This is a genomic window from Streptomyces sp. PA03-3a, assembly GCF_033792735.1.
In the GTDB taxonomy this organism is placed as follows: domain Bacteria; phylum Actinomycetota; class Actinomycetes; order Streptomycetales; family Streptomycetaceae; genus Actinacidiphila.
The window spans coordinates 131,779-156,956 of record NZ_JARAVM010000017.1 but is presented as its reverse complement, the minus strand read 5'-3'; the positions used below and the strand labels follow the sequence as shown (position 1 = coordinate 156,956).

Annotated in this window: 22 protein-coding genes; 11 read left to right on the top strand and 11 right to left on the bottom strand. The window is 73.8% G+C overall.

Translation table 11 applies throughout. From position 1 onward, the window contains the following. Positions 1-205: 205 nt before the first annotated feature. Positions 206-1,387, top strand: a complete 1,182-nt coding sequence (locus tag PV342_RS21690) for a low temperature requirement protein A (protein ID WP_500318436.1) — start codon at positions 206-208, stop codon at positions 1,385-1,387. A 48-nt stretch (positions 1,388-1,435) separates the two neighbouring features. Continuing rightward, on the top strand, positions 1,436-1,819 hold the full coding sequence (locus PV342_RS21685) for a hypothetical protein (protein ID WP_400807307.1): 384 nt from the start codon (positions 1,436-1,438) through the stop codon (positions 1,817-1,819). A gap of 13 nt (positions 1,820-1,832) precedes the next feature. Here the strand turns inward: PV342_RS21685 and PV342_RS21680 are convergent, their stop codons facing one another. From PV342_RS21680 to PV342_RS21650, 7 genes are all read right to left on the bottom strand, one after another. Then, positions 1,833-2,168, bottom strand: a complete 336-nt coding sequence (locus PV342_RS21680; protein ID WP_400807306.1) for a hypothetical protein — start codon at positions 2,166-2,168, stop codon at positions 1,833-1,835. A 49-nt stretch (positions 2,169-2,217) separates the two neighbouring features. Next, positions 2,218-2,547 carry a hypothetical protein gene (locus tag PV342_RS21675; RefSeq protein ID WP_089227031.1) on the bottom strand — a complete coding sequence of 110 codons (330 nt, stop codon included), beginning with the start codon at positions 2,545-2,547 and terminating at the stop codon, positions 2,218-2,220. Between the two features lie 316 nt (positions 2,548-2,863). Beyond that, on the bottom strand, positions 2,864-3,958 hold the full coding sequence (locus PV342_RS21670) for a mechanosensitive ion channel family protein (protein WP_500318435.1): 1,095 nt from the start codon (positions 3,956-3,958) through the stop codon (positions 2,864-2,866). A gap of 332 nt (positions 3,959-4,290) precedes the next feature. Continuing rightward, positions 4,291-6,306: an elongation factor G gene (gene fusA, locus PV342_RS21665; RefSeq protein WP_500318434.1), complete on the bottom strand. Its 2,016-nt coding sequence runs from the start codon at positions 6,304-6,306 to the stop codon at positions 4,291-4,293. Positions 6,307-6,937: 631 nt separating this feature from the next. Next, entirely contained in the window at positions 6,938-8,449 is a 1,512-nt protein-coding gene (locus tag PV342_RS21660) for an NlpC/P60 family protein (protein ID WP_500318433.1), read from the bottom strand. A gap of 147 nt (positions 8,450-8,596) precedes the next feature. Then, positions 8,597-8,722: a hypothetical protein gene (locus PV342_RS21655; RefSeq protein WP_400807298.1), complete on the bottom strand. Its 126-nt coding sequence runs from the start codon at positions 8,720-8,722 to the stop codon at positions 8,597-8,599. Between the two features lie 354 nt (positions 8,723-9,076). After that, complete coding sequence (locus tag PV342_RS21650; protein ID WP_500318432.1) at positions 9,077-9,655, bottom strand: TetR/AcrR family transcriptional regulator; 579 nt, start codon at positions 9,653-9,655, stop codon at positions 9,077-9,079. Positions 9,656-9,953: 298 nt separating this feature from the next. On the opposite strand from PV342_RS21650, the gene PV342_RS21645 reads away from it, so the two are divergent. Continuing rightward, positions 9,954-11,402: an MFS transporter gene (locus PV342_RS21645; protein WP_500318431.1), complete on the top strand. Its 1,449-nt coding sequence runs from the start codon at positions 9,954-9,956 to the stop codon at positions 11,400-11,402. 483 nt (positions 11,403-11,885) lie between these two features. Here the strand turns inward: PV342_RS21645 and PV342_RS21640 are convergent, their stop codons facing one another. After that, positions 11,886-13,163 carry a nucleotidyl transferase AbiEii/AbiGii toxin family protein gene (locus tag PV342_RS21640; protein WP_500318430.1) on the bottom strand — a complete coding sequence of 426 codons (1,278 nt, stop codon included), beginning with the start codon at positions 13,161-13,163 and terminating at the stop codon, positions 11,886-11,888. Positions 13,164-13,314: 151 nt separating this feature from the next. On the opposite strand from PV342_RS21640, the gene PV342_RS21635 reads away from it, so the two are divergent. The 4 genes from PV342_RS21635 (at position 13,315) to PV342_RS21620 (ending at position 18,581) form a co-directional block, all read left to right on the top strand. Next, positions 13,315-14,217 carry a metallophosphoesterase family protein gene (locus tag PV342_RS21635; protein WP_361005601.1) on the top strand — a complete coding sequence of 301 codons (903 nt, stop codon included), beginning with the start codon at positions 13,315-13,317 and terminating at the stop codon, positions 14,215-14,217. Between the two features lie 449 nt (positions 14,218-14,666). Then, a complete protein-coding gene (locus tag PV342_RS21630; protein ID WP_500318429.1) occupies positions 14,667-16,667 on the top strand; it encodes an LTA synthase family protein in 2,001 nt (666 codons plus the stop codon). A 236-nt stretch (positions 16,668-16,903) separates the two neighbouring features. Further along, positions 16,904-17,668 (top strand): alpha/beta hydrolase, encoded by a 765-nt coding sequence (locus tag PV342_RS21625; protein WP_500318428.1) that lies wholly within the window; start codon positions 16,904-16,906, stop codon positions 17,666-17,668. Positions 17,669-17,720: 52 nt separating this feature from the next. Next, on the top strand, positions 17,721-18,581 hold the full coding sequence (locus tag PV342_RS21620; RefSeq protein WP_500318427.1) for an alpha/beta fold hydrolase: 861 nt from the start codon (positions 17,721-17,723) through the stop codon (positions 18,579-18,581). Here PV342_RS21620 and PV342_RS21615 read toward each other — a convergent pair. Together PV342_RS21615 and PV342_RS21610 are read right to left on the bottom strand one after the other, a co-directional pair. After that, positions 18,576-19,469 carry a class I SAM-dependent methyltransferase gene (locus PV342_RS21615; protein WP_500318426.1) on the bottom strand — a complete coding sequence of 298 codons (894 nt, stop codon included), beginning with the start codon at positions 19,467-19,469 and terminating at the stop codon, positions 18,576-18,578. The genes PV342_RS21620 and PV342_RS21615 overlap by 6 nt on opposite strands. A gap of 118 nt (positions 19,470-19,587) precedes the next feature. Beyond that, positions 19,588-20,130, bottom strand: coding sequence for a glycine-rich domain-containing protein (locus PV342_RS21610; protein ID WP_400807277.1), 543 nt, complete (start codon positions 20,128-20,130; stop codon positions 19,588-19,590). Between the two features lie 703 nt (positions 20,131-20,833). On the opposite strand from PV342_RS21610, the gene PV342_RS21605 reads away from it, so the two are divergent. Both PV342_RS21605 and PV342_RS21600 read left to right on the top strand, forming a co-directional pair. Then, positions 20,834-21,103 carry a hypothetical protein gene (locus PV342_RS21605; RefSeq protein WP_500318425.1) on the top strand — a complete coding sequence of 90 codons (270 nt, stop codon included), beginning with the start codon at positions 20,834-20,836 and terminating at the stop codon, positions 21,101-21,103. Positions 21,104-21,278: 175 nt separating this feature from the next. Continuing rightward, positions 21,279-23,159, top strand: a complete 1,881-nt coding sequence (locus tag PV342_RS21600; protein ID WP_500318452.1) for an ABC transporter ATP-binding protein — start codon at positions 21,279-21,281, stop codon at positions 23,157-23,159. A 142-nt stretch (positions 23,160-23,301) separates the two neighbouring features. Here PV342_RS21600 and PV342_RS21595 read toward each other — a convergent pair whose 3' ends face one another. Beyond that, the gene (locus tag PV342_RS21595) at positions 23,302-23,589 is read right to left on the bottom strand and encodes a DUF4333 domain-containing protein (RefSeq protein WP_500318451.1); all 288 of its coding nucleotides are present in this window, start codon (positions 23,587-23,589) and stop codon (positions 23,302-23,304) included. A 111-nt stretch (positions 23,590-23,700) separates the two neighbouring features. On the opposite strand from PV342_RS21595, the gene PV342_RS21590 reads away from it, so the two are divergent. Together PV342_RS21590 and PV342_RS21585 are read left to right on the top strand one after the other, a co-directional pair. Next, positions 23,701-23,823 carry a hypothetical protein gene (locus tag PV342_RS21590; protein WP_500318424.1) on the top strand — a complete coding sequence of 41 codons (123 nt, stop codon included), beginning with the start codon at positions 23,701-23,703 and terminating at the stop codon, positions 23,821-23,823. A gap of 611 nt (positions 23,824-24,434) precedes the next feature. After that, on the top strand, positions 24,435-24,971 hold the full coding sequence (locus tag PV342_RS21585; RefSeq protein ID WP_500318423.1) for a glycine-rich domain-containing protein: 537 nt from the start codon (positions 24,435-24,437) through the stop codon (positions 24,969-24,971). Positions 24,972-25,178 lie beyond the last annotated feature (207 nt).

Here is a 25,178-nt window from a genome sequence, read left to right as displayed (position 1 = left end):
GAAGTGTGACAAGCCAGGCACCTCGGGACGGGACGGCGCGCCCGGCGGCGGCGTGTCCGCCGGGGAGTGTCACACGCGCGCGGGACGCCCGGTCTCAGGGGAGGAAGCAGAGCGCCGACCCCGGGAATGTGAGGAGACGCACCGTGAGCGAGGAAGCGGTTCGCGGGAGGCGCGGCGCGTCGTCCGCCGCGGGGACGGGAGCGCCGTGAGCGCGCCGCAGACCGCCGGCACGGCGTGGCGGCGGCGGATGGTCGCCCGCGTCGCCGACGAGAAGCACCGCACCGCCACCGCGCTGGAGCTGTTCTTCGACCTCTGCTTCGTCGTGGCCGTCGCCCAGACGTCCGCCGCGTTCGAGGAGGAACTGGCCGCGGGACACGTCGCCAGCGGCGTCCTCGGCTACGCGCTGGTGTTCTTCGCGATCTGGTGGGCGTGGATGAACTTCACGTGGTTCGCCTCCGCCTACGACACCGACGACATCCCGTACCGCCTGCTCACCGTCGTGCAGATCGGCGGCGCCCTCGTCATGTCCGCGGGCACGGCGGCCGCCCTGCAGGACGGCGACTACACGGTCATCACCTGGGGCTACGTCGTCATGCGGCTCGCCATGGTGAGCCAGTGGCTGCGCGCCGCCCGCTCCGACCCCGAGCGGCGCCGGAGCTGCCTGCGGTACGCCGCCGGGATCCTGGTGGTGCAGACCGGCTGGCTGGCGCACCTCGTCGTGCCCGGCGGCCTCCGCCTCCCGGCGCACGCCGTCCTCGCCCTGGCGGAGCTCGCCGTCCCCGTCTGGGCCGAGCGGGCGGCCAACACCACCTGGCATCCGCGCCACATCGCCGAGCGCTTCGGCCTGTTCACCCTGATCGTGCTGGGCGAGTCCATCACGGCCGCCGCCGGCGCCGTACGCGCGGCCCTCGACACCGACGCCACGTTCGGCGACATCGCCACGCTGGTGCTGGGCGGCACCCTCACGGTCTGCGCCCTGTGGTGGCTGTACTTCGCCCAGAACGCGTCCCGCCGCCTGGGCGGCTTCACCACGGCCACGCTGTGGGGCTACGGCCACTACGCGGTCTTCGCCTGCGCGGCGGCGGTGGGCGCCGGACTGGCCGTCAACGTCGCCCAGGCGACCGGGCACGGCCATCTGACCGCGTACGGCGCGGCAGCCGCCTACACGGTGCCCGTCGCCGGATTCGTGCTGTCCGTGTGGCTGCTGCACCGCACGGCCGCCGGGCACCCCACCGCGCCGGACGTGGTGCACGCGCTCGCCGTGGCGGCGATCCTGGCCGCCACGTTCGCCCCCGCCCCGGTCCTCGTGACCGGTGCCGTCTGCGCGCTCCTGGTCGCGGCGACCTGTGTCCCGCGCGAGCGCGGCGGCGTACGGGCGGCGGCCTGAAGGGCGCCGCCGACGGAACCCCTCACGCGGTGGCGGCGTCCAACCGCCATGACCACCAGGCATTTCGCGTGCGCCACCGCCCTCGCTGCCGCCGCCGCCGCTGCCGTCCTCACGGGCTGCACCGACGGGGACCCCTCCGTGGCGCTCCCTACCGCGGCGGCACCGAGTATCCCGGCGCCGACCTCCATCCCCTACGAGCTGTACACCCACTGCGGAATCGACGAGGCCCGGATCGGCTCCACGTACTTCGAGGCCGAGACCCCGCTCTCCGACGGCTCCTTCAATCCCCCGCCGGGCTGGGACAACCCCACGCAGCACGGCACGATGACGCTGGTGTCGCCGACGGAGGCGGTCTTCACCGACCCCAAGGGCCACGAGGTGCGTTTCCGGGCCCGGAAGGGGGCGGACGACTTCAAGCGCGTCTGCGAGTGACGGCCGTGGGCCGTCACGGCACGGCCCAGGTCGAGAAGATGTGGAGCGCCGCCTCGATCCGGGCCTTGTCCGCCTCGCCGGGTTCTCCGGCGAGGCGGACGAGCACCACGGCCGAACCGGGGTCGGCCGCGACGAGGAGCGTCAACGGGACGCGGCCGGACAGCGGATAGGCGTACCAGCCGTCGTGGCGTCCGGCGTCCGTCGCCGGGAGGGCGCCGCCGATCGCCTGCCAGTCCCGGTCGTCGAACGCGTATCCCGTGAAGTGCGCCACCGCCTCGCACAGAGGCCGCAGGTTGGTCTCGAAGACCCAGTGTCCGCTGAAGACCCGGTCGTCGTCCCCAGTGGTCAACTCTCCCCCGTCTGCGCCCGTGTTCTGAGGGAACCATTGTGGACCGGGCTCAGCAGTAGGAGTTCCAGCCGGAGCGGTAGCCGTCGCGGTAGCCGCGGCGGTATTCGGAGTTCCAGCTCTGGGGGCGGTAGGAGTCCCACTGGTTCCGGCAGCGCGGGCGGGAGCGGGCGTCGTGACGTCCGTCGTCGCGGCCGTCGCGGTAACCGCGCCAGTACCGGGTGCCCGCCTGCGGGGCGAGGGTGCCCGCGGCCTGCGCCTGTACGGTGCCCGCCGTGGCGTGGCCGGCGGTCGCGGCCTGCGCGGGCGCCGCCGGCAGGACCGCCAGGGCTCCTACGGCTACCGGGCCTGCGAGCAGTGCGAGGAATCGCTGTGCGCGCATGGCTGTTCGTCCTCTCGGAGGCGTACGGGGTGGGTGCCTCGCCCCTGGTCAGGCCCAAATCCGGGTGTCAGGCGCGCCTTTGGGAGCGGCGAGGCACCGGCTCGATGGGGCGGATCGCACCCACCCCCGACCGTATCGAGCCGAATTGGACATGTCCACTTATGGAGTAATCTGCCCCGTGTTTTCTTGCGGGCGCGCACTGTCCGTGCCCCCTCCGTCACCATCGGCGGTCCCGAAGCGGCCGGAAGCCTTTGGCCCGGGCAGCGGATCGGGGCCGCCGCCGGGCACGCACCGGAGTGCGTGCCCGGCGGGGCCGTCAGGCGCCGGGGGTGCGGCCCGGAGCCGGGACCGTGCGCTGCTGCGGCAGCGTTATCCCGTCGTGCTGCTCCTGACGCAGCACCACGTTCCGCGTCGGGAAGGAGATCTCGATGCCCTCCTCCTGGTAGCGGCGGTGCAGGCGCTTGATGAACTCGTGCTTGATCCGGTACTGCTCCCCGTACTCCGAGGTCCGCAGGATCACCGAGAAGTCGATCCGCGACTCGCCGAAGGTGTGGAAGCGGACGACCGAGTCGTGCTCGGGGATGCCGCCCTCGACGTGCGCCATGACCTGAGCGGCGACCTCGATGGTCACCCGCTCCACGTGCTCGAGGTCGTTGCCGTAGCCCACGCCCGCCTGGACGATGAGCGACATCTGCTGCTCGGGCTGGTGGAAGTTGGTGGCGATCGCGCTCGCCAGCTTGGCGTTGGGGATGATGACCAGGTTGTCCGACAGTTGGCGCACCACGGTGTTGCGCCAGTTGATGTCGACGACGTAGCCCTCCTCGCCGCTGCTGAGGCGTATGTAGTCGCCGGGCTGCACGGTCTTGGACGCGAGGATGTGGACGCCCGCGAAGAGGTTGGCGAGCGTGTCCTGCAGGGCCAGGGCGACGGCGAGACCGCCGACGCCGAGGGCGGTGATCAGGGGCGTGACGGAGATGCCCAGGGTCTGCAGCAGGACCAGGAAGCCCACAGCCATCACGGCGACACGGCTGATGTTGACGAAGATCGTCGCGGAGGCGGCGACCCCGGACCGGGACAGCGCCAGCGACCGCACCGTCTCGGCGACCATGCGGCCCGCGGCTATCGTGGCCGCCAGGATCAGCACCGCGACGAGCACCTGGGCGACCGTCCGGTCCACGACGCGGGTCAGCGGCAGCGCCGCGGCCCCCACCCAGGCACCCGCCGCCAGCGCGGCCCACGGCACGACGGTGCGCAGGGCGGCCACGACGATGTCGTCGCCGCCCCACCTGGTGCTCCTGGCCCGCTCGCTCAGCCACTTCAGGGCCAGCCGCAGCAGCAGCCCCGCCAGGGCGCCGGCGGCGATCGCCGCACCGGCGACGACCAGGTCGTGCAGCGTGAGGGCGCGGTTCACCGGTCGCCTCCCCACGTGCGTACGGATTCACCCACGGGGCGCGGGGGATGCTGTGTCGTCACTGGTCGCCTCATCGTTCGGGGGACGTGCGGGGAACATTCGGGGGACGTTCGAGGGAACCGCGCCGAACAGGCGTTGGCCTGGCGCGATCTGACACATCCTGCCGCAGTGGTGAGGCGGCCCGCATACGGCCCCCACCCCTGCGACCCGATCCCGCGAAGATCGCGGCGGCCGGGCCCGGCGACCGGGGGCGTGGCGGTATCCTCCCTGTTCACAATGCCCGATGCCCGATGCCCCGCCCCCGCGCGAACGAGGGGCGGGGCCGGGCGCCGCTAGCGGCTCACCGTGCCCGCCGGTGCCGGGGCGTACCCGGCGGGGCGGGTGGTGAAGGTGCCGCGGCCCTGGGTCCGGCTGCGGAGCCGGGTCGCGTAGCCGAACAGTCCGGCCAGCGGCACCGTCGCCGTGACAACCGCCGTGCCGGAACGCGTCGTGGAGCCGGTGACGCGGCCGCGGCGGGCGGCGAGGTCGCCGAGGACGGTGCCCACGGCGTCGTCGGGGACGGTGACCGTGAGCTCGACGACCGGTTCGAGCAGGGCCATGACGCCGCCGCGCAGGGCCTCCCGGAGCCCGAGGCGGCCCGCGGTGCGGAAGGCCGTCTCGGAGGAGTCGCGGGAGTGCGTGGCGCCGTCGGTCAGGGTGACCCGTACGCCCGTGACGGGGTGGCCGCCGAGGGGGCCCTCGGCGAGGGCGTCCCGGCAGCCGGCCTCGACCGCGCGGACGAACTCCTTCGGCACCCGCCCGCCGACGACCGTCGAGGCGAACGCGAACGCGGACTCCTCGTACGGCTCGACGTCCAGGACGACGTGCGCGAACTGGCCCGCGCCGCCGTCCTGTTTGACGTGCCGGTAGACCAGCCCCGGCACGCCGCGGACGAGTGTCTCCCGGTAGGCGACCTGCGGCCGCCCGACGCGGACGTCCAGCCCCCGCTCGCGGCGGATCTTCTCCACCGCGACCTCCAGGTGCAGTTCGCCCATGCCGGACAGGACCGTCTGGCCGGTCTCGGGGTCCGTTCGCACGGCCAGCGACGGATCCTCCTCGGCCAGCCGGGCCAGCGCCACCGCCATGCGTTCGCCGTCGGTGTTGCGGGCGGCCTCGACCGCGACGAACACCACCGGCTCGGCCGCGGAGGGCGGTTCGAGGACCAGAGGTGCCCCCGGGGCGCACAGGGTCGCGCCCGCGGCGGCGGACTTCACCCCGGCCACCGCGACGATGTCCCCGGCGACCGCGGCGTCGACGTCGACGTGCCGGTCCGCCTGGACCCGCAGGATTCGCCCGATGCGCTCGGTGCGTCCGGCGCGCGTGTCCAGCACCGCGTCCCCCTTCCTGATCGTCCCCTCGTACACCCGCAGATGGGTCAGCCGCCCGGAGGCGGTCACGTTCACCTTGAACACCAGTGCGGCGAACGGCGCGGCCGGATCGGCCGCCTCCCGTACCGCCGGGACGTCCAGCGGGGACGGCAGGTAGTCCACCACGGCCTCCAGCAGCGGCTCGATCCCGCGGTTGCGGTACGCCGAGCCGCACAGCACCACGACGCCCTCGCCCGACAGCGTCAGGTCGCGCAGCGCGGAGCGCAGCGTCGCCTCCGACAGCGCGGACCGTTCGCAGAACTCCTCCAGCGCGGCCGGGTGCAGCTCCGCCACCGCCTCCTCCAGCGCGCGGCGGCGTCGCAGCGCCTCCTCGCGCAGGCCGTCGGGCACGGGGCCCTCGGCGTACGTGCCCTGACCGTCCGGCCACACCAGGGCGCGCATGCGCAGCAGGTCCACGACACCCGTGAAACCGTCCTCCCGGCCGATCGGCGCCTGCACGACGAGCGGCACGGTGTGCAGGCGTTCGCGCAGGGAGCGGACGGCGGCGTCGAGGTCGGCGCCGGCGCGGTCCAGCTTGTTGACGAACGCGATCCGCGGCACGCCGTGCCGGTCGGCCCGCCGCCACACCGACTCGCTCTGCGGCTCGACGCCGGCGACCGCGTCGAAGACGGCGACGGCGCCGTCGAGGACGCGCAGGGAGCGTTCGACCTCGTCGGAGAAGTCGACGTGACCCGGGGTGTCGATCAGGTTGAGCCGGTGGCCGTCCCAGTCGCAGCTCACGGCCGCGGCGAAGATGGTGATGCCGCGGTCGCGTTCCTGCGGGTCGAAGTCGGTGACGGTGGTGCCGTCGTGGACCTCGCCGCGCTTGTGGGTGGCGCCGGTGAGGAAGAGGATCCGTTCGGTGACGGTGGTCTTGCCCGCGTCGACGTGGGCGAGGATGCCGAGGTTGCGGACGGCGGTCAGCGGATTGACGGTGCGCATGGCCCGGTGGCCTTTCGGGTGATCCGAGAGTGGGCGGCGCGATTCCCGGACGAGGCGGCCCGAGGGCGGGCCGTGGCGATGTCCCGGCGCACGGCGGTACGGACCTGGGGCGCGGCGGGGGGTACCCGGCCGTCGTCCCCGGCTCCGCCGGTGCGGGAGGGGTCAGTCGGTCGTCGCGGACTTCCGGTGCCGGCCGCGCAGCGGGCACCGGGCGGGCGAGGACACCAGGATCACCTCGTGCCGTGACGGGGGCACGACGGCTGCGGTACGCCAACGCACGGCCGGGCTCCCTTCGTTCGTCACGGGCGCGCCGCGCTGTCGGGCGGCGCGCGATGGACGTGAGTGTAGGGGGCGGGGCGGGCACGGGGCACCGGGTTTTCCCGGGGCGGTCGCGAGGCGTGCCGGCCGGGCGTCCTACCGGCCCGGATCGCGGGCGCCCGGCCGGTCGTACCCGTCGTAGCCGGGCAGGGGGCGCCGCCGGCGCAGGGGGGCCGCGGGGCCGCCGGTAGGGGGCGCGGTTCCCGGGGTCGCGGGGAAGGGGTGCGCACGGTCCAGACATGGCCACGGGCCGGCGGGCCCCACCGCCCCCGTGAGCGGTGGGACCACGCCGGCCGTGGCGGACCGGGGTCGCTCAGATGGCGCCGCCCGGGGCACCGCAGCTCGGCACACCGGACAGCCAGGCGTCGCCGCGCATGTAGATGTTGCTGATCCAGCCCTGGTACTCCGGCAGGTACGACCAGGCGTTGTTGGTGTAGCCCTCGGCCGTCACCGACTCCGCGTACTTCTGGCACGCCACCGCGACGCCGGTCGGACCGGCGAGCCGGACCACCACGGCGGACCCGGTGGCCGGGTAGGCGTGGACCGCCACGCCGGTGCCCCAGGTGCCGTACGGACTCGCGCCGGCCGGCGTGGAGGTGCCCTTGCCGTCGCAGGCGGGGACCCCGGCGAGCCAGGCGTCGCCGCGCATGTAGATGTTGCTGATCCAGCCGCCGTACTGCGGGAGGTAGGACCAGGCGTCGTTGGTGTACCCCTCGGACGTCACGGTCTGCGCGTGCGTCTGGCAGCTGACGGTGACGTCGGTCGGGCCGGCCAGCCGGGCCACCGTGGTGCCGGTGGTCGTGGACGGCTCGGAGCGGACCGCCACGCCGGTGCCCCAGGTGCTGTGGGCGCCGCCCTGCGAGACACCGCCGCCGCCCCCCGAACCGGTCTGCGGGTCGTAGGCGGAGCCGGTGCACGTGGGCACCTCGGGCAGCCAGGCGGGCCCCCTCAGGTAGATGTTGCTGATCCAGCCGCCGCGGTTGGACAGGTACGTCCACGCGTCGTTGGTGTAGCCCTCTGCGGTGACGTTCTCCCCGTGCTGCTGGCACGTCGCGTACACCAGGTCCGGCCCGGAGAGCCGGGTCACCAGCGCCGCCGATGTGTTGGGGTGCTGCCGTACCGCCACGTCGGTGCCCCAGGTCACCTGGAGGGTGCCGTCGTACCCGGGCGGCTCGGTGAAGGGGCCGCCCTGCGGCATGCGCGCCACCCCGGCCAGGCGGTTGTTGTCGATGCGCGCGTTGATGTCGATCACCCGGATGGGGCGCTGCGACTGGTACGCCTCCACGACGTACCCGTCGCCGAGGTAGAGCATCACGTGGCTGATGCTGTCGACCGTGCCGCCGACCCCGGTGAAGACGATGTCCCCGGGTTGCAGGTCGGATACGGCCGGCTTGCCGCCTCCGCTGCCGTGGACCGCCTGGTACGTGCGCCCGGCGCTCCGGTACATCGCCTCGGCGGTGCCGCCGCCGAGGATGTCCCACCCGACGGCCTTGTACCAGGCCCAGCGGACGAACCCCGAGCAGTCGAAGCCGCGGGTGTTCGGGTCGTTCCAGGTCTCTTCCAGGTCGTGGATGTCGATGGTGCCGTAACTGGCGCCGGGTGCGGGGCCGTGCCCGCCGCCCCACGTGTACAGCGTGCGGTTGCGCCACTCCTGGCAGGCCGCGTCCGCGGCCCGGTGCGCCTCGTCGGAGGCGATGCCCTGCAGGCTGCACCAGTTCTGCTCCCCGGTCCCGGCGGCGCGCGCGGCGGCGGCCGGGACGAGCGCGAGGAGCAGGGCGGTCACCACGGCGGCGACCACTCCGCCGCACCGGCGTCGTGCTCTCATGCGGTCTTCCCCCCCCAGGACGGGGCGGCGCCCGGCGCCGCCCTCGGTCACGTGTCGGCCCTCACGGTGGCCCCGAACGGACCGCCGGCAACAGGGGTTTCCCGTTTCCTCTTCGCCGGGCGGCCGGAAAACCCCAGGTGGGCGAGGTCAGCCGCGCCGGACCTCGATGTGGGTGACGGCGTCGTCGAGCGCCGACCCGACGTACGGAACGCTCCCGGGGTTCCCGGCGGTCGCCCCGTGCGACGGGCGGTTGCTCTCCCCGGTGCGCGACACGACGGCAGGCGCGGCCATTCGGGTCCGGCGGTGGGAGGAGGGCGAGCTCGGCGCGTGCGTCCGGGAGCTCGCCGCGGTCCGCGACCGGGACGGCCACCCGGTCGACTGGCCCGCCGTCCCGGGGGCTCTGCGGGCGATGCCGCGCCCGGGCTGTGGAGAGCTTCGAGGGCGTGGACACCGGGCGGACCGCCGTCGTCGGCCGGCTGTTCGTCGCGCCGGGCTCCCGGGGCCGCGCTGGGGACGCTGGCGGCCACCGTCGAGCAGGAACGGGGCCCGGACCGGCGGGTGGCCGTGCGCGCCTGCGCCGCCCCGCGGCCGGGCGGCTGACCGGCGCGTGCGGCGCGGTTCGGCGGTTCAGCGGCGCGCGCGAACCCCGTCGAGGGCGACGCCGAGGATGCGGTCGCGCTGGGCCTCGTCCGGGAAGTAGGTACCGGAGATGCCGGAGACCATGCGGAGCAGGTCGTCGAAGGAGATGTCGCCGCGGACCTCGCCGGCCTGCTGGGCGCGGTCGAAGAGCGGGCCGCCGGCCTGGAACATGGACTCGCGGCAGGCCAGGAAGACGTCGGACTCCTGGTTGAGGGCCTCGCGGATGGCCCGCTTGGTCACGGTGTAGGCGACGAAGCGGCCCAGCCAGGAGGTGAGCGCGTCCCACGGCTCGCGGTCGGCGACCTCCTGGGCGACCCGGCACAGGTCGTTGACCTCGTCCGCGTAGACGGACTCGAAGAGGTGTCGGCGGGTGGGGAAGTTCCGGTAGAGGGTGGCGATGCCCACGCCCGCGCGGCGGGCGACGTCCTCCAGTGAGGCCTCGGCGCCGTTCTCCGCGAAGGCCTCGCGGGCGGCCGCCAGGAGGGCGTCGTAGTTGCGCGCCGCGTCCTTTCGGTGCGGGCGCTGGGACGCGACGATCGCGCTGACGGGGAACGTGTCGGCCGTCACTGCTGCCTCCTGACCGGAACGTTTGAAGTGGAGGGTGGCCTCCGCTACAGTGGAGGCATACCTCCACTTTACCAGTCGGGGTGTGCTTGCCTTCGCCGCGTGCCCGGCACGCGACGGCCAGGCGTGCACATCCCGCGCTGACCCTGCCACGGGCCCTGCGCCGGCGCATCGCCCGCCCCCCGACATTCCCCGGCGACCGCCGCGCACGGTCACCGCTTCCCAGGCTGCCCACGCGGCCCGCACGACCACGGCCGGACGCTCCCGGCCACGCCCCCGTTCGGAATCGGAGAGGCATCCCATGCCACGCAAGTCCACGCGCCTCACCTTCGCGGTCCTCGCGACCGGTGCGGGCGTGTTCTCCATGCTCCAGTCGCTGATCGCGCCGGCCCTGCCGACCGTCCAGCACGCCATGCACACCTCGCAGTCCACCGTGACCTGGGTGATGACGGCCTACCTGCTGTCGGCCTCGGTCTTCACCCCCATCCTCGGCCGCGTCGGCGACCTGATCGGCAAGAAGCGCACCCTCGTCGCCGTCCTGGTGACCCTGACGCTGGGCTGCCTGCTCGCCGCGCTGGCGCCGTCCATCGGCGTCCTGATCATCGCCCGCGTCATCCAGGGCATCGGCGGCGCGCTCTTCCCGCTGTCCTTCGGCATCATCCGGGACGAGTTCAGCGCGAGCCGGGTGGGCCCGAGCATCAGCAACCTCTCCGCCGTGATCGCCGCGGGCGGCGGCGTCGGCATCGTGGCCGCCGGCCCGATCGTCTCCGCGCTCGACTACCGCTGGTTGTTCTGGCTGCCCGTCGCCGTGGTCGCGATCACCGCGCTGATCGCCTTCCGCTACGTGCCCGAGTCCCCGAGCCGGGCCGAGGGACGCGTCAACTGGCTCGGCGCGATCCTCCTGTCGGGCTGGCTCGTGGCCCTGCTGCTGCCGCTCAGCCAGGCCACCCGGTGGGGGTGGACCTCCGGCCGCGCCCTCGGCCTGTTCGCCGCCGCGGTCGTCCTCTTCGCCTTCTGGCTGACGGCCGAGGCCCGTTCCCGCCACCCCCTGATCGACCTGCGCATCATGCGGCTGCGCGCCGTGTGGACGACCAACACCGCCGGTCTGCTCTTCGGCGCGGGCATGTACGCGATCTGGTCCTTCCTCCCCGGCTTCGCCCAGACCCCGAGGGCCGCGGGCTACGGCTTCGGCGCCAGCGTGACGGGGGCCGGCCTGCTGATGCTGCCGATGCTGATCGCGATGTTCCTCTCCGGTGTCCTCAGCGGCCGCCTGGAGCCCGTGGTGGGCGCGAAGCGCCTGCTCACGACCGGTGCCGCGCTGGGGGCGGTGGCCTGCGGCTTCCTCGCGGCCTGGCACGACCGGCAGTGGCAGGTGGCCTTCGCGGCCGGCATCTTCGGCCTCGGCATCGGCCTCGCCTTCGCCTCCATGGCCAACCTGATCGTGCGCAGTGTCCCGCCGGAGCAGACCGGCGCCGCGAGCGGCATGAACGCCAACATCCGCACCATCGGCGGCTCCATCGGCGCGGCGGTCACCAGCGTCCTGGTCACCAGCCGGCTCCAGCCCTCCGGCCTCCCCTACGCCTCCGGCTACACCCACGCGTTCGGCCTGCTGGCCGTGCTGTGCCTGGCGGCGGCCCTGGCCGCCCTCCTCGTCCCGGTCCACCGGGCGGCCGCCGCCCGCCACGCCGCGGGCGGCAGCGCGGCGGCCCCGGCGGACGCCGAAGCGGTCGCGTCCGGCGCACGCGGCTGACCCCGGCGCGGGTGCGGCGAGCCCCACAAGGGCCGCCGCACCCGCCCGCGTTTCCCACGCGGCCATGGCCACCGGCCGACCACGGCAGCGCCGTGCCGGCAGGAGCGGTGAGGTCGGGCGCACGCGGCTGACCCCCTGCTGGGCGGCACCCTGCGCAGGGTGCCGCACCCGCCCGCGTCCGCCATCACTGCGGACGGCGCGCCCAACCCTGCGGCCACACCCGTGTCTTCGATTGCCGACGGAGTCGAGACGACCCCGTAAGGACACCCCGACGGCGCCTGGACGCACCACGCGCGGGCGCGGCCGACCTCGCGAAGGTCACCGGACCTGCCCGCGCGGCGCCGTCATTCCCCGGCCGGGAAGAGCGCTCCTGCCCCCGCAGATGCCCTGCCCCGGCGTCGGACACCCGCTGTGGTCACCCGCTGTGGTCACCCGCCACCCGAACCCTCCGGCCGCAGCGCCGGCCCCGGCCGGAGTCCGCCCTCACTTCCCCGGTTCGGCCAAGTGCTCCCGACGCCACTGCGGTTGGCGCTCGTAGATCTTCACCCACGGGGACCAGGCCGGGTCGGCCAGCATGATCTCGAGGGCGTCCTCGGGGCTGCACCGGCCCAGCCCGAGCACATGCCGGGTGATGACGACGGCGACCGGGGGGCCCGCCTCGGCGGCCAGCCGCTGCTGCAGACCGGTCATGCCCTCGCGCTCGTGGACCTCGCGGTACTCCGCGAGCCAGGGCGCCATCCACCAGGCCCGCAGCGCGGCGCCCCGCGGGGCGTCCACGAAGGTCGGGGCGAGCGCGTCGGTCAGGCGGCGGCCGTACGCGGCCGCGTCGCCGCCGAGCCGGGGGTACTCGCCCACGAAGTGCCGCCACTCCACCGCGGGAACCAGTTCGCCGAGCGCGTCCGCGGTGACGGGGCGCAGCGCGTACGAGGCCTCCGCGTCGAGGAAGACGTCGCGCAGCACCTCGTAGCGCAACCGGCACGACTCGGCGAGCAGCACCGCGTCGTACAGGTCCTTGCCCTGCGGGTACCGGTCGCTGACCAGCCACATCAGCTTCCACGCCAGCGACAGTTCCGGGGAGACCCCGAGCACCGCCGCCTCCGGGCCGCCCGCCGACAGGGCGAGGAGCCAGGCCACCTCCGGCGGCGTGGGCAGCCGCTCGTTGAAGACGACGTCGAGCTGGACGATCCCGCCGGGCAGCCCGTCCGCCGTCCACGGCAGGACGAGCCGGCGTCCTGGCACCCGCTCGTACGTCCAGATGTCCTCGGCGACCGCGTCCTCCGCGCGGATCCGCACCGGCCCGGACGCGGAACCGTGCCCGGCCGCGCGGGCGATGCCGTCGAACATCGCCTCCGTCCGCCGCTCCTCGATCCGCCATTCCCGGGGCACGACGACGAAGTCGAGGTCGCCGGGCTCGCGGGCGGCGTCCCCGAACCACGCGCGCAGCAGCCTGCTGCCGCGCAGCACCAAATGCTCCGCCCACGGCGAGTCCGCGACGGCCGCGAGCACGAGGTCCGTCGCCATGCGACGCGCCTGCAGCCACGCTGCCTCCACCTCGGGGTCGGGGAACCGCGGGTCGGCCGCCCGGTAGGCGTTGAAATGCTGCTTGAGCGCCGGGTCGAACACCGGCCGCTGCACGGCCCGCCGGTCCTGTACGGCCCGCAGCGTCAACGGCACACCTCGTTGCAGGCGTTGCCCGTCGTCCAGCGGCGCCTGCGGCACCTCGGTGGCTCTCCAGTCGAAGTCCCTCCACGACGGCTGCATGCCCCTCCCCCTCTTCCCCGGCGTCCGGCTGCCGGGCCCAGCCTCACGACCGCCGCGCCGCCGCGCAACTTCGTTCCGCGGCACCCCGCTCGTCCGTTGCGCGGCGCAATGATCGGTGACGGCACGGTGCGAGCCGAGTACCGTACGCGCAATGCGGATCCTGCATCTCTCCGACACCCATCTCGACCGCTTCGGATCACCGAAGGCGGGTGGTGTCAACGCGAGGGAGTCGCTGCGCGGGCTCCTCAACGACCTGGAACCGGTGGCGGACATCGACGTCATCGTCATCAGCGGCGACATCGCCGACGACGGATCGCTGGACGCGTACCTCTCCGTGCGCGACATCGTCCGGGACTTCGCCCTGCGCCGGCAGGCGCCGGTGTTCTACAGCACCGGCAACCACGACGAGCGGCGGGCCTTCGCGCGGGCGCTGGGCAGCGGGCACCTGCGCCCGGACGGCCGCAACCACGCGCAGGCCATGCTCACCTCGCCCGCCGGGGAGCGGGCGGCCGTGAGCATGGTTGACGGCTACCGCTTCATCACCCTCGACTCGCTGGTGCCCGGCATGGGGTACGGACTGCTCGGCGGGGCGCAACTCGCCTGGCTGCGGGAGGTCCTGGCCACCCCGGCCCCGATGGGCAGTGTGCTGGTGCTGCACCATCCGCCGATCGCGCTCGACGTCGAGGTGCAGCACGCGCTGGGACTGCGGAACCCCGGCGACCTGGCCGACGCGATCCGCGGCACGGACGTGCGGCTGATCCTCTGCGGCCATTTCCACCTCCAGCTGTCCGGCCACCTGGAGTCGGTGCCGGTGTGCGTGACGTCGGGGGTCGTCGGCCGGGTCGACCTCACCGCGCCGCCCGGCACCGAGCGCGCCGTCCGGGGAGCCTCGGCCACGCTGGTGCAGATCGGGCCCCGCGGCGGACCGTTGTTCCACACATTGCACGCGCGCGACCCGAGGGCGGGCGAGACGATCTACGAGCTCGACCGGGAGCAGCTCCGTACGATCATCGATCAGCTCGGCCCGAGCGCCCGGTCCGCGCCCGGCAGTTGACCCTTCGGGGAGACCGGCTTGACCTCGCCGCACGTCGCCGCGTGACGATCCGCCCCGGCGGCGGACGAAAGGGAGATCCCCAGCGCATCGGGTCCCGTTCGGGGTTTCGGATCGCCACGTCGGTCCGTGGCCGCGGACGCCGACCAGGCACGGGCTCCCGGCGTCGCGTGCCGCCTGCGCGCGGTACGGCGCGCGGTCGCGCACCCCACCCACCGCGATGCCGATGAAGGGGGTGCCTCGTGAGCGCGCCGACGGCCGTGTGACGCCCGGCACCGCCCGCGCGAGCCCCTCCCGATTCCGTAAAGACATCCCCATACGTTGGTCCGTTTTGGCGATCGGCCGGATTCGGGTGAACCGGGGCGGCAGGTGAGCCGTACAGGCTTGTCGGTGGCCCTGCTCCTGCGGACGGGGCCCCTCCCTCACTGTGGCTCGCTCGGAAGGAACTTGGGGTGTCGCTCTCCAGCGCTCATCAGCGACCGACTACGGACCGGGCGGGCACGTCGGATCAATCGCCACCGGATCCCGAGGCCGGCGCGCCCGGGTCGGACGGGGTCGCCGGGACGGCGGACCCCGGGAAGGACCCGGAGGCGGCGAGTGCCGACGAGGCCGCCGCTCCCGGCCCGGACGGCACTCCCGCCGACGCCGACGCCGGAACCTCCGAAGCCGGGACGGAAGACGCGGCGGCCCGCGACACCGAAGCCTCCCGAGCCGGGACCGACCGCACCGCGACCGACGGCGAGCAACACGAGGCGCAGGCACACGCGGAGGACCCCGCGGAACCGGCCCCCGCCGCGAAGAACGCGGTCGCCCGATGGCGGGAGCGGCACCCCGACATCACCCGCGCCCTGTCGTGGAGCCTCACGGTCCTCGCCGCCGTCCTGGTGCTCTTCGCCTTCCTGATGCCCGATCGGCTCCCCCAGCTGACCGCGTCCCGCTTCCTCCGCGTCCCGGCGGAGCCGATCCTGCTGGCCGCCCTGCTGCTCGTGCTGCCGCCCCGCCCGCGGCGCGTGGTGGCGGTGCTCGGCGGGATCCTCCTCGCCGTGCTGGTCCTCCTGAACTGCGTGGACATGGGCTTCTACCAGACGCTGCGACGGCCGTTCCACCTGCTGTTCGACTGGTCCCTGTTCGCCGACGGGCTGTCCTACCTGAAGGACACGGAGGGGGCGACGAGCGCGTACGGGACCCTGGCCGCAGCCCTGCTCGCCGTCCTCGCGCTGCTGGTGCTGATGCCGCTGGCGATCGTGCGGCTCTCCAAGCTGATGGCGCGGCACCCCTCGGTGGCACGCCGCAGCACCCTGGTGGCCGGCGTGGTCTGGATGACGTGCGCGACGCTCGGCATCCAGGTCTCGGGGGTGAGCGTGGCCGCCAAGGTCGCCGGCCAGCGGGTCCGGGGCCAGGTGGCCACGGTGCAGCAGGGACTGGCCGACCGGAAGGTGTTCGCCGAGGAGGTGGCCGACGACCGCTTCGCCAGGGTGCCGCAGGACCAGTTGCTGTCCGGGCTGCGGGGCAAGGACGTCATCTTCACGTTCATCGAGAGTTACGGCCGCGGGGCGGTCGAGGACCCGGCGATGGCGCCTGGCGTCGACGCCGTGCTCCGCGACGGCACCCGGCAGCTCGCCGACGCCGGGTTCTCCGCCCGCAGCGGCTGGCTGACCTCGCCTGTCACCGGCGGAGGCAGCTGGCTCGCCCACACCACCTTCCTGTCCGGGCTGTGGGTGCCGGACCAGCAGCGCTACCGCTACGTCAGCTCCAGCGACCGGATGACCCTGACCAGTGCCTTCAAACGCACCGGCGACTTCCGGACGGTCGGCATGATGCCCGGCGTCACGCGGGCCTGGCCGGAGAGCAAGTTCTTCGGCCTGGACCACGTCCACGACTCACGCACCATGGGCTACCAGGGGCCCAAGTTCGGCTGGTCGCCGGTGCCCGACCAGTACACCCTGTCGGCTTTCGAGCGCCTGGAGCACGGGAAGGCGTCGAACCAGCCGATGATGTCGGAGATCATCCTGACGTCCAGCCACACCCCCTGGGCACCGGTCCCCCGCACGATCGGCTGGGACGAGGTCGGCGACGGCTCGGTCTACGACGCCATCCAGAAGGAGGGCAAGAACCGCGAGGACGTCTGGAAGGACGCCGCCCTGGTGCGCCAGGAGTACGCCAAGGCCATCCAGTACTCGCTGACCAACCTCATCGACTTCGTGACGAAGTACGGCGACGAGAACACCGTGCTGGTCTTCCTCGGCGACCACCAGCCGGTGTCGACGGTCGTCGGCACCGACGCCAGCCGGGACGTGCCGATCGCGATCGTCGCCCACGACCCCAAGGTGCTGGACCAGGTCTCCGGCTGGGGCTGGAGCGACGGCCTGCAGCCCGAACACGGCGCGCCCGTCTGGCGGATGGACACCTTCCGCGACCGCTTCCTGACCGCGTTCAGCTCCCCGCAGCCCTGAGCCCGTTCCCGTCGCCCCCCACGCGAGCCGGGGGGCGACGGGAACCACGGGAGGCGGCGGAAAACCGGCTGCCCCATGAGCACGGGCCTGATAACGTCACCGCGCAGTGACGACCGAGGAGGTGAGACCCATCAACGCTGTATCAGGACGGGTGCTCCCCTCCCGCACGGCTGCGCGGATCCTCTGACGCAGGTGTCCCCGGGAGTGCCCGCAGGCATCCCGAAAGGCACCGAACCATGCGCTTCCTCTCGGAGACGACCGCCGACGGCGTCTCGGAACACCGCTTCGTCCTCGGCGACATCACCGGCGTGCTCTGGTCCCCCGCCGGCGCGGACGGCGACCGCCCGCTGATCCTGCTGGCCCACGGCGGCGGACGCCACAAGAAGGCCCCCGGCGTCCTGGCCCGCGCCCACCACCATGTGACGACCGGAGGCTTCGCGGTCGCCGCCATCGACGCGCCCGGGCACGGCGACCGCCCGCGGACCGCCGCCGACGAGGCCGCCGCGGTCCGCATCAGCGAGGCGGTCGCCTCAGGCGGGCCCGTCGCCCCGCTCGTCGCGGCCCACAACGCGGCGCTGGCCGCCCGCGCCGTCCCGGAGTGGCGTGCCACCCTGGACGCCCTGCTGGAGGACGGCCGCGTCGGCCGGGACGTCCCCGTCGGGTTCTGGGGCCTGTCGCTGGGCACCGCCGTCGGCGTGCCGCTCGTGGCCGCCGAACCCCGGATCACCGCCGCCGTGTTCGGGCTGCTCGGCCACGAGTCCCTGGCGGACGCGGCGGCCCGGATCACCGTCCCGGTCCGCTTCCTCCTGCAGTGGGACGACGAGCTGGTGCCGCGGTCGTCGTCCCTCGCCCTCTTCGACGCCTTCGCCTCCCGCGACAAGACGCTCCACGCCAACCCGGGCCGGCACTTGGAGCTGCCCACGTCCGAGGTGGAGAGCGAACACCGCTTCTTCGCCGGCCGTCTCGCCCGGGACTCCGGTGCGCGGCAGGCACACCACTGACCCCGCGCCCCGCTCCCGCGTTTCCCCCAGCACCGCCGAAAGGACCTCCGCCATGCCCTTCTTCCCCTCGTACGACGGCACCGAGCTCGCCTACCACGACCTCGGCTCGGGCCGCCCGCTGCTCTGCCTGCCCGGTGGGCCGCAGGACTCCGTGTACCTCGGCGACCTCGGCGGCCTGTCCGCGCACCGGCGGCTGATCAGGCCGGACCTCCGCGGCACCGGTCTGTCCGGACTGCCGCGGGACCTCGCCTCCTGCCGCTGCGACCGGCTCGTCGACGACGTCGAGGCCCTGCGCGGGCACCTCGGCCTCGACCGGATGGACGTGCTCGCGCACAGCGCCGGGGCGAACATCGCCGCGCAGTACGCGGGCCGCCATCCGGACCGTGTCGGCGCCCTCGTCCTTGTCACGCCGAGCGTCCGGGCCGTCGGGATTCCCGTCGCGGGCGGCCTCCGGCGCGAGACGGCCCTGCTGCGCCGGGACGAACCGTGGTTCCCGGAGGCGTTCGCGGCCCTGGAGGCGATCGTGGCGGGCGAGGCCACCGCCGAGCGGTGGCAGGCCCTCGCGCCGTTCTCCTACGGCCGCTGGGACGATGCGGCGCGGGCCCACCAGGCCGCCGAACGGGAGCAGACGAAGGACGAGGTGGTGGCCGCGTTCGGCGCCGAGGGCGCCTTCGACCCGGAGGGCACCCGCGCCGCGCTCGCCCGGCTGACCGCGCCCGTCATGCTGCTGGCCGGGCAGGTCGACCTCGGGGCTCCCCCGGCCGCGGTCGCCGAGTTCGCCGGGCTGTTCCCGGACGCCGCGCTCGTCGTCCAGCCCGGTGCCGGCCACTTCCCCTGGCTCGACGACCCGGCCCGCTTCGTGACGGCGGTGGCGGGGTTCCTGGCAGGTGGGGCCGTGGTCAGGGCCTCATGACGTACGGCGGTGGCGGGCCGCCCGCACCGCACGGGCCAGGGCCGGCGGGACGAGGTCCTTCGCCAGGCGGCGGACGGCGCGGGCCTGTTCCCTGACCGGGGACGTGCGGCCGCGGAGTGACGCGTGGCGGGATACCGGCGGAGCCGGGGACTTCGCCTTCGTGCCCCTGATGCGGATCAGGGGCACGCCCGCCACCTGGTCCACGGCGTGCCAAAGGTCCTGACGCGTCCTCAGCCACCTCTGCAGTTCCTCGCCCGCCGGGGCCGGGTCGCCCCAGGTGCCGTAGAGCTTGGTGCTCGTGACCGCGATGGGCCTGAGTCCGACCGTCGCCACCGCCGCCCACACGGCGGCGGCGACGCCCGGGCAGTGCTCGCTGCGGAAGTCGTCGAAGGCCGCGATGCCCTCCGGGCGGAGCAGTTCGCGCGCCGCCGCGACGTCGCCGCAGACGTGCTCGTACAGATGCGACGCGTCGATGTGCACGAAGCGGCAGCTGCCGGCGCCGACGTGCGAGGTGATCACCGATGTGGGGGCCTGCACCATCGTGGGCAGCCGGTCGTGGAACGACAGGTAGTTGGCCTCGAACGCGCGCCGGGTGAGCGTCGCGTACGCCTTGTTCATCTCGGCGTTGTTGGGGTCGTCCACGGCCGGGGAATCCCACAGGTCGCACACCGTGAACCGCTCCCCCTGGCGGAGGTAGCCGCCCATGAAGATGGCGCTCTTCCCCATGTAGGCGCCGAGTTCCAGCAGGTCACCCTGGTGTTCGAGGTTGCTCTGCCGTTGCAGGAACCAGTCGAAGAGCAATTGGTCGACCGGCCAGAACCAGCCTTCGACGTCCGCGAACCGCTGCGGCCGGGGAATCGCGTCCGCGGTCTCTCCCGAATGTGGCATGAGCTTCTCCCTGGAGAAGGTGGTCCGCCGAACTGGACGCGAGGATATCGATCTCCGGCCGGAATCCCGGGGAGGCCGTGAGGCGAGGGCGGGCGCGCTCGGACCGGAGGGCGGTCCGTCACCACCAGATGACGACGTATCCGTCGCCGCCGGCCGAACCCGGAAGGTCGGTGTCGCCGCCGCCGTCGCCGCCCTCGCCCGCACCGGGTGGCGCCGGCTGGACCACGCCGTCCACCGCGGGTCGACCGCCCTGGCCCGGGGCGCCCGGTGGCGGGTTGCCCTCCTGGCCGTCCGCGCCCGTGCGGACGGTGCCCTGCCCGGGACAGACGCCCGTGCCACCACTGCCCCCGATGAGCAGCGACGCGCCCCCGCCGCCACCGGCCGACACGACGCCGCCCAGGTTGTTGTCCACTTCGGTCGGCGTCCCCGGAGAACCGTTGGCCGCGCCGGCTCCACCGGCGCCGCCGGCGCCGACGTCCACCGCGACCGGTGTGCCCGGCTGGACGGGGAGGACGCACCAGGCGAAGCCGCCGGCGCCGCCTCCGGCGCCGGTGATCGCGCCGCCGCCTACGGCTCCGCCCCCGCCGGCGCCCCATGCCTGGACGAAGACCGTGGTCACCCCGGCGGGCGGCACGAGCACACCGTCGTCGTCGAAGTCCACCAGGCCGTGGGCGGCTGCGGTTCCGGGCGGCCCCTGGGGCCCGGCGGGCCCCTGGGGACCTGCCGGTCCGGCGGGCCCGGCGGGTCCTTGGGGACCGGTCCCGCCCTGCGGCCCCTCAGGTCCGGCGGGGCCGGCGGGGCCGGCTGGTCCCTGCGGACCGGGGGGTCCCGGCGGACCAGGGGGCCCCGGCGGACCGGGGCGGCCGGGCCGGGCCGGGCAATGCCAGGGCAGATACGGGAAGGGCGAGCACGGCTGGGCCGCACGCTTCCCGGCGAGAGGTCCGCCCGCCTCGAACGGAGCACCACCGTCGGCACCGGCCGCGTCGGCCGCACCCGCCATCGAACCGGCCGCCAGCGCCACGCTCGTGACCACCGCCCGCAACACGCGGGGCATGACTGTTCGAGACACCACGTCACCTCCAGGAACGGCCCGCGACGGACGGCAGGTACCGCTTCCGGAGAGTGAGCGGTCGTGAGCGGCGGGCCCACGTCAAGAGTCGCCTCGGGCACCTCGTCGTGCACATTCAGTAGCCGGACCGGGTGATCCCCGGGTCCCGGAACCTTCACGTGAGGCGTTTTGTCATCTTGTCGACTTGGTGGGGCGGCCCGCATCCTCGTTGTCTGTCGACGGATCGGGGGATGCGGTGGCGGTGTGGCAGTGCACGCGATGCGGGTCGACCCAGGTGCAGAGCCTGGAGCTGTACGTGGCGACGATCGATCCGGGCTCGGCGCTGAAGAAGGGTCTCGCGCAACCGGCGGAGGAGAAGGCGGCGCTGGTCGGGCCGCTGCTGGTGGCCGGGTTCGGGGTGGCGCTGCTGGCGTCGGGGGTGATCCTGCTGGGGCTGCTCGTGACGGTCGGCGGGGCGGTGTGGGGTGCGCGGGAGCGAGGCAAGGAGCAGACCTCCCAGCGCAGGCGTGCGGAGTGGTCGAAGAAGATGATCTGCATGCACTGCAAGGAGCCGTTCCTCCCGTGACGTAGCCCGCGCGTGACGACGCGGCCCGCCCACGATCGCGGGCGGGCCGCGTCGGCGCCCCCGGGAGAGGTGCTCCCGGGAGCCCGGGAGCCCGGGACCGGGTGCGGGCACCCGCGCGTTCGCGGGGGTGCCTTGACCTCAAGGACGGTCGAGGTTCTACGGTCAGTGCATGAGCATGGAGACCACGGCCTGGACCCAGCTGCACAGCGTCATGAACGCCACGCAGGACCGCCGCCCCCTGGCCCGCGACACCCTGCGCCGCGTCGGCGCCTTCGCCCGGCCGCACCGGCGGCGCATCACCCAGTTCGTCCTGCTGAGCACCGTGACCGCGCTGCTCGCCGTGGCGACCCCCGTCCTCGCCGGATGGGTCGTCGACGCCATCGTCTCCGGCGGGGACCCCGGACGGGTCACTACGCTCGCCGTGCTGATCGCCGTGATCGCCCTGGCCGAGGCGGGTCTCGGGCTGCTGGGCCGCTGGCTGTCCGCGAACCTCGGCGAGGGCCTCATCCTCGACCTGCGCACCGCCGTGTTCGACCACGTCCAGCGCATGCCGGTCGCCTTCTTCACCCGGACCCGCACCGGAGCCCTGGTCAGCCGCCTCAACAACGACGTGATCGGCGCGCAGCGCGCCTTCAGCAACACGCTCTCCGGGGTCGTCGGCAACCTCGTCACCCTTCTGCTGACCCTCGGCGTCATGCTCACCCTGTCCTGGCAGATCACCCTGCTCGCCCTCGCCCTCCTCCCGGTCTTCGTCGTCCCGGCACGCCGCATGGGCACCCGCATGGCGCGCCTGCAGCGGGAGGCCGCGACGCACAACGCCGCCATGGGCACCCAGATGACCGAGCGCTTCTCGGCGCCCGGCGCCACCTTGGTGAAGCTCTTCGGCCGGCCCGCGGACGAGTCGGCCCGGTTCGAGGAACGTGCCCGCCGGGTCCGGGACATCGGCGTGCGGACCGCCATGGCGCAGTCGGCCTTCATCACCGCGCTCACCCTCGTCTCGGCCCTCGCGCTGGCGCTCGTCTACGGCCTGGGCGGCCACTTCGCGCTGACCGGCGCCCTCGACGCGGGCTCCGTCGTCACCCTCGCCCTCCTCCTCACCCGGCTCTACGCGCCCCTGACCGCGCTCGCGGGCGCCCGCGTCGACATCATGAGCGCCCTGGTCAGCTTCGAGCGGGTCTTCGAGGTCCTCGACCTGCGGCCCCTCATCGCCGACCGGCCCGACGCCCGGCCGGTGCCGGACGGGCCCGTCGCCGTGGAGTTCGAGGACGTCCGCTTCGGCTACCCGTCCGCCGACAAGGTGTCGCTGGCGTCGCTGGAGGAGGTCGCGACGCTGGACACCCGCGCCGGCGGCGAGGTCCTCCACGGGATCTCCTTCCGCGCGGAACCCGGCCACACCGTCGCTCTCGTGGGCTCCTCCGGTGCCGGGAAGTCGACCATCGCGCAGTTGCTGCCGCGCCTGTACGACGCCGACGAGGGCGCCGTCCGCGTCGGCGGCACCGACGTCCGCGACCTGACGGCCGCCTCGCTGCGGGCCACGGTCGGCATGGTCACCCAGGACGGCCACCTCTTCCACGACACGATCCGGGCCAACCTGCTGCTCGCCAGGCCGGAGGCCACCGACGAGGAACTGCGCGACGTGCTGCGCCGCGCGCGCCTGGACCGTCTGGTCGCCGAACTCCCCGACGGCCTCGACACCGTCGTCGGCGAGCGCGGCTACCGCCTGTCCGGCGGGGAGCGCCAGCGCATGACCATCGCCCGGCTGCTCCTGGCAGGGCAGCGCGTCGTCATCCTGGACGAGGCCACGGCCCACCTCGACAGCACCTCCGAGGCCGCCGTCCAGGAGGCCCTCGCCGAGGCCCTCACCGACCGCACCGCCGTCGTGATCGCCCACCGCCTGTCCACGGTGCGCGCCGCCGACCTCATCCTCGTCGTCGAGGACGGCCGTATCGTCGAGCGCGGCACCCACGGGGAACTCCTGGCGGCGGACGGCCGGTACGCGGAGCTGTACCGCACGCAGTTCAGCACGGAGAGCGTCCTGCCCGGCGCTGTGGGCTGAGCGGTGGCCATCGGCCCGGCACGGAGCGGGCCCGGCCCGCCCGAAGCGCCCGCCTCCGACTGCGGAGGCGGGCGCATTGCGCGCTGCAGGGCTCACACGAAGCCGAACGCGGTGGCGGGCCGATTCCGCTGCGCGGCCCCTGCTACCCGCCGGACGACACCGAGAGGTCTCCTTGATCGCTGGTGATCTCGACGAACACCGTCTCAGGGTTGGTGTCGCCATAGACGCGGCAGTCGAACTTGGTACCTACCTTGACCACGACGGACAGAGGGCAGGCCACGTAGGCCCCTGGGTTGTCCTTCTTCAGGCCGCCGACTTCACCCGCCACCTGCTTCTCCAGCGCTGTCTGATCCAGGACGCGCGGTGGTTCGACGGAGATGGGGCTCGAGGTCACCTTGATCGTCACCGCCACTGCGCAGGCGGCGACCACGGCCAAGGACAGCGCTATGACGCTACGGGCCAAGCTTCGGTGATCAGTCACCCGAGCAGTCCTACCGAACCACTGCCCGGGTGACAAGACAGGCAGTCGGACCGCCGGATCGTGACCGGCTACAAGCTCTCCGTCGCAGCCATCGAGGAGCGCATGGTCAAGGAGATCCCGCCGCGGCGCATGGCGGAACTCCTCATCGACCTCGACCGCATGACGGCAGCCCTGGAGGGCTGACACAGAGCAGGTACAGGTCACCCGGTCGGCTACTGAATGTGCACGACTCGCTATGCAGGGCGATTCTTTCTGTGGGCTCGCCGCTGTCCCCGACAGCTCTTCTCTCCTGGTGGGCGGCGTCTGCCGCGCATTGCGGGCCCCCTTGCGGAGGTGACGTGTTGTCTCAAGTATCCGTGTCTCAGGCGCCCATACGGCGGCGTCGAGGTGGTCTGCGTTCGTGGACGATGGCAGCGTGCGTGGCCCTGGCGTCGAGCGCCCTGACGGGGCCCGCGTACGCGGGGAGTTCCGACGGTGGCCAGGCTGATGCTGTGAAACCCGGCACTGTGGCCGGTCTCGCCGACCCGTGCTTCCTCTTCCCGTACTTTCCTGGGTACTGCCCGAGCCGTCCCGGCTACCACGGGCACCCAGGCCGCCCCGGCATTCCCGGCCCTCCTGGCCCGCCTGGACTTCCCGGACCCCAGGGCCCTGCCGGGCCCGCCGGACCTGCCGGACCTCAGGGGCCGCAGGGCGAGACCGGCCTTCAGGGACCTCCCGGCCTTCAGGGGCCTCCCGGCGAGCAGGGGCCTCCCGGCGAGCAGGGACCGCCGGGAGTCTCTCCCACTCACGGCCTGGTGGACTTCACCAACGACGGCCAATTCGCGCCGCCCGACGGGGTCACCACGGTCTTCGTCCAGGCATGGGGTGCCGGCGCAGGCGGGTCGGGAAGTGACATCAACTCTGGATCGGGCGGCGGCGCCGGGGGCTTTGCCTGGTGCGTCCTCGCCGTCCAGGCGGGCACACCGGTCACGGTGGACATCGGCGCAGGAGGAGCAGGCGGGCCCGCGAACACGAGCGGCCAGCCGGGCACATCGAGCACGGTGAACAACGGTCTCGGCGGCGTCGTGGAGGCAAAGGGCGGCCTGGCCGCCTCGGGCAATGCCGGCGGCCTGGGCGGCGGCGCCTCCTGTCCTGGCCAGGGCACGACCCGTCAAGGCAACGTCGGCGGGGCCGGCGGGACCAGCATTCCGGCCCCGGGGGGCCGTCCGGCAGTGGACGGCGTCATCCAACCGGCACCAGCGTTTGCGGGCATCGGCGGCAACGGCGGCCCTGGTGTCTTCGGGAACGACGGCGGACCCGGCGGCCCCGGATACGTCGTCATCTGGTGGTAGACCGCGAAAGGCCCGGCGCACCGACTCGTGCGCCGGGCCCGGCCGCGGGCGGAGCACCCCGCCCCGTCCCTCGTGAGACGGCGTCGAACAGACCGGCTACGCGGCATCACGCCCGTCGGTCACCCGTACGGCACGAATACCGAGCCCCGGCGTCGAGGTCGTCCCACGATCGGTTACGGGGCCCGGCCGGTGCCCGCGGCCGCTGTG

What these genes read in the sequence shown, in the direction of transcription:
- PV342_RS21685 (WP_400807307.1), top strand. Translation starts at nt 1,436, where the DNA reads ATGACCACCAGGCATTTCGCGTGCGCCACCGCCCTCGCTGCCGCCGCC.
- PV342_RS21675 (WP_089227031.1), bottom strand. Translation starts at nt 2,547, where the DNA reads ATGCGCGCACAGCGATTCCTCGCACTGCTCGCAGGCCCGGTAGCCGTA.
- fusA (WP_500318434.1), bottom strand. Translation starts at nt 6,306, where the DNA reads ATGCGCACCGTCAATCCGCTGACCGCCGTCCGCAACCTCGGCATCCTC.
- PV342_RS21660 (WP_500318433.1), bottom strand. Translation starts at nt 8,449, where the DNA reads ATGAGAGCACGACGCCGGTGCGGCGGAGTGGTCGCCGCCGTGGTGACC.
- PV342_RS21645 (WP_500318431.1), top strand. Translation starts at nt 9,954, where the DNA reads ATGCCACGCAAGTCCACGCGCCTCACCTTCGCGGTCCTCGCGACCGGT.
- PV342_RS21640 (WP_500318430.1), bottom strand. Translation starts at nt 13,163, where the DNA reads ATGCAGCCGTCGTGGAGGGACTTCGACTGGAGAGCCACCGAGGTGCCG.
- PV342_RS21635 (WP_361005601.1), top strand. Translation starts at nt 13,315, where the DNA reads ATGCGGATCCTGCATCTCTCCGACACCCATCTCGACCGCTTCGGATCA.
- PV342_RS21625 (WP_500318428.1), top strand. Translation starts at nt 16,904, where the DNA reads ATGCGCTTCCTCTCGGAGACGACCGCCGACGGCGTCTCGGAACACCGC.
- PV342_RS21620 (WP_500318427.1), top strand. Translation starts at nt 17,721, where the DNA reads ATGCCCTTCTTCCCCTCGTACGACGGCACCGAGCTCGCCTACCACGAC.
- PV342_RS21615 (WP_500318426.1), bottom strand. Translation starts at nt 19,469, where the DNA reads ATGCCACATTCGGGAGAGACCGCGGACGCGATTCCCCGGCCGCAGCGG.
- PV342_RS21600 (WP_500318452.1), top strand. Translation starts at nt 21,279, where the DNA reads ATGGAGACCACGGCCTGGACCCAGCTGCACAGCGTCATGAACGCCACG.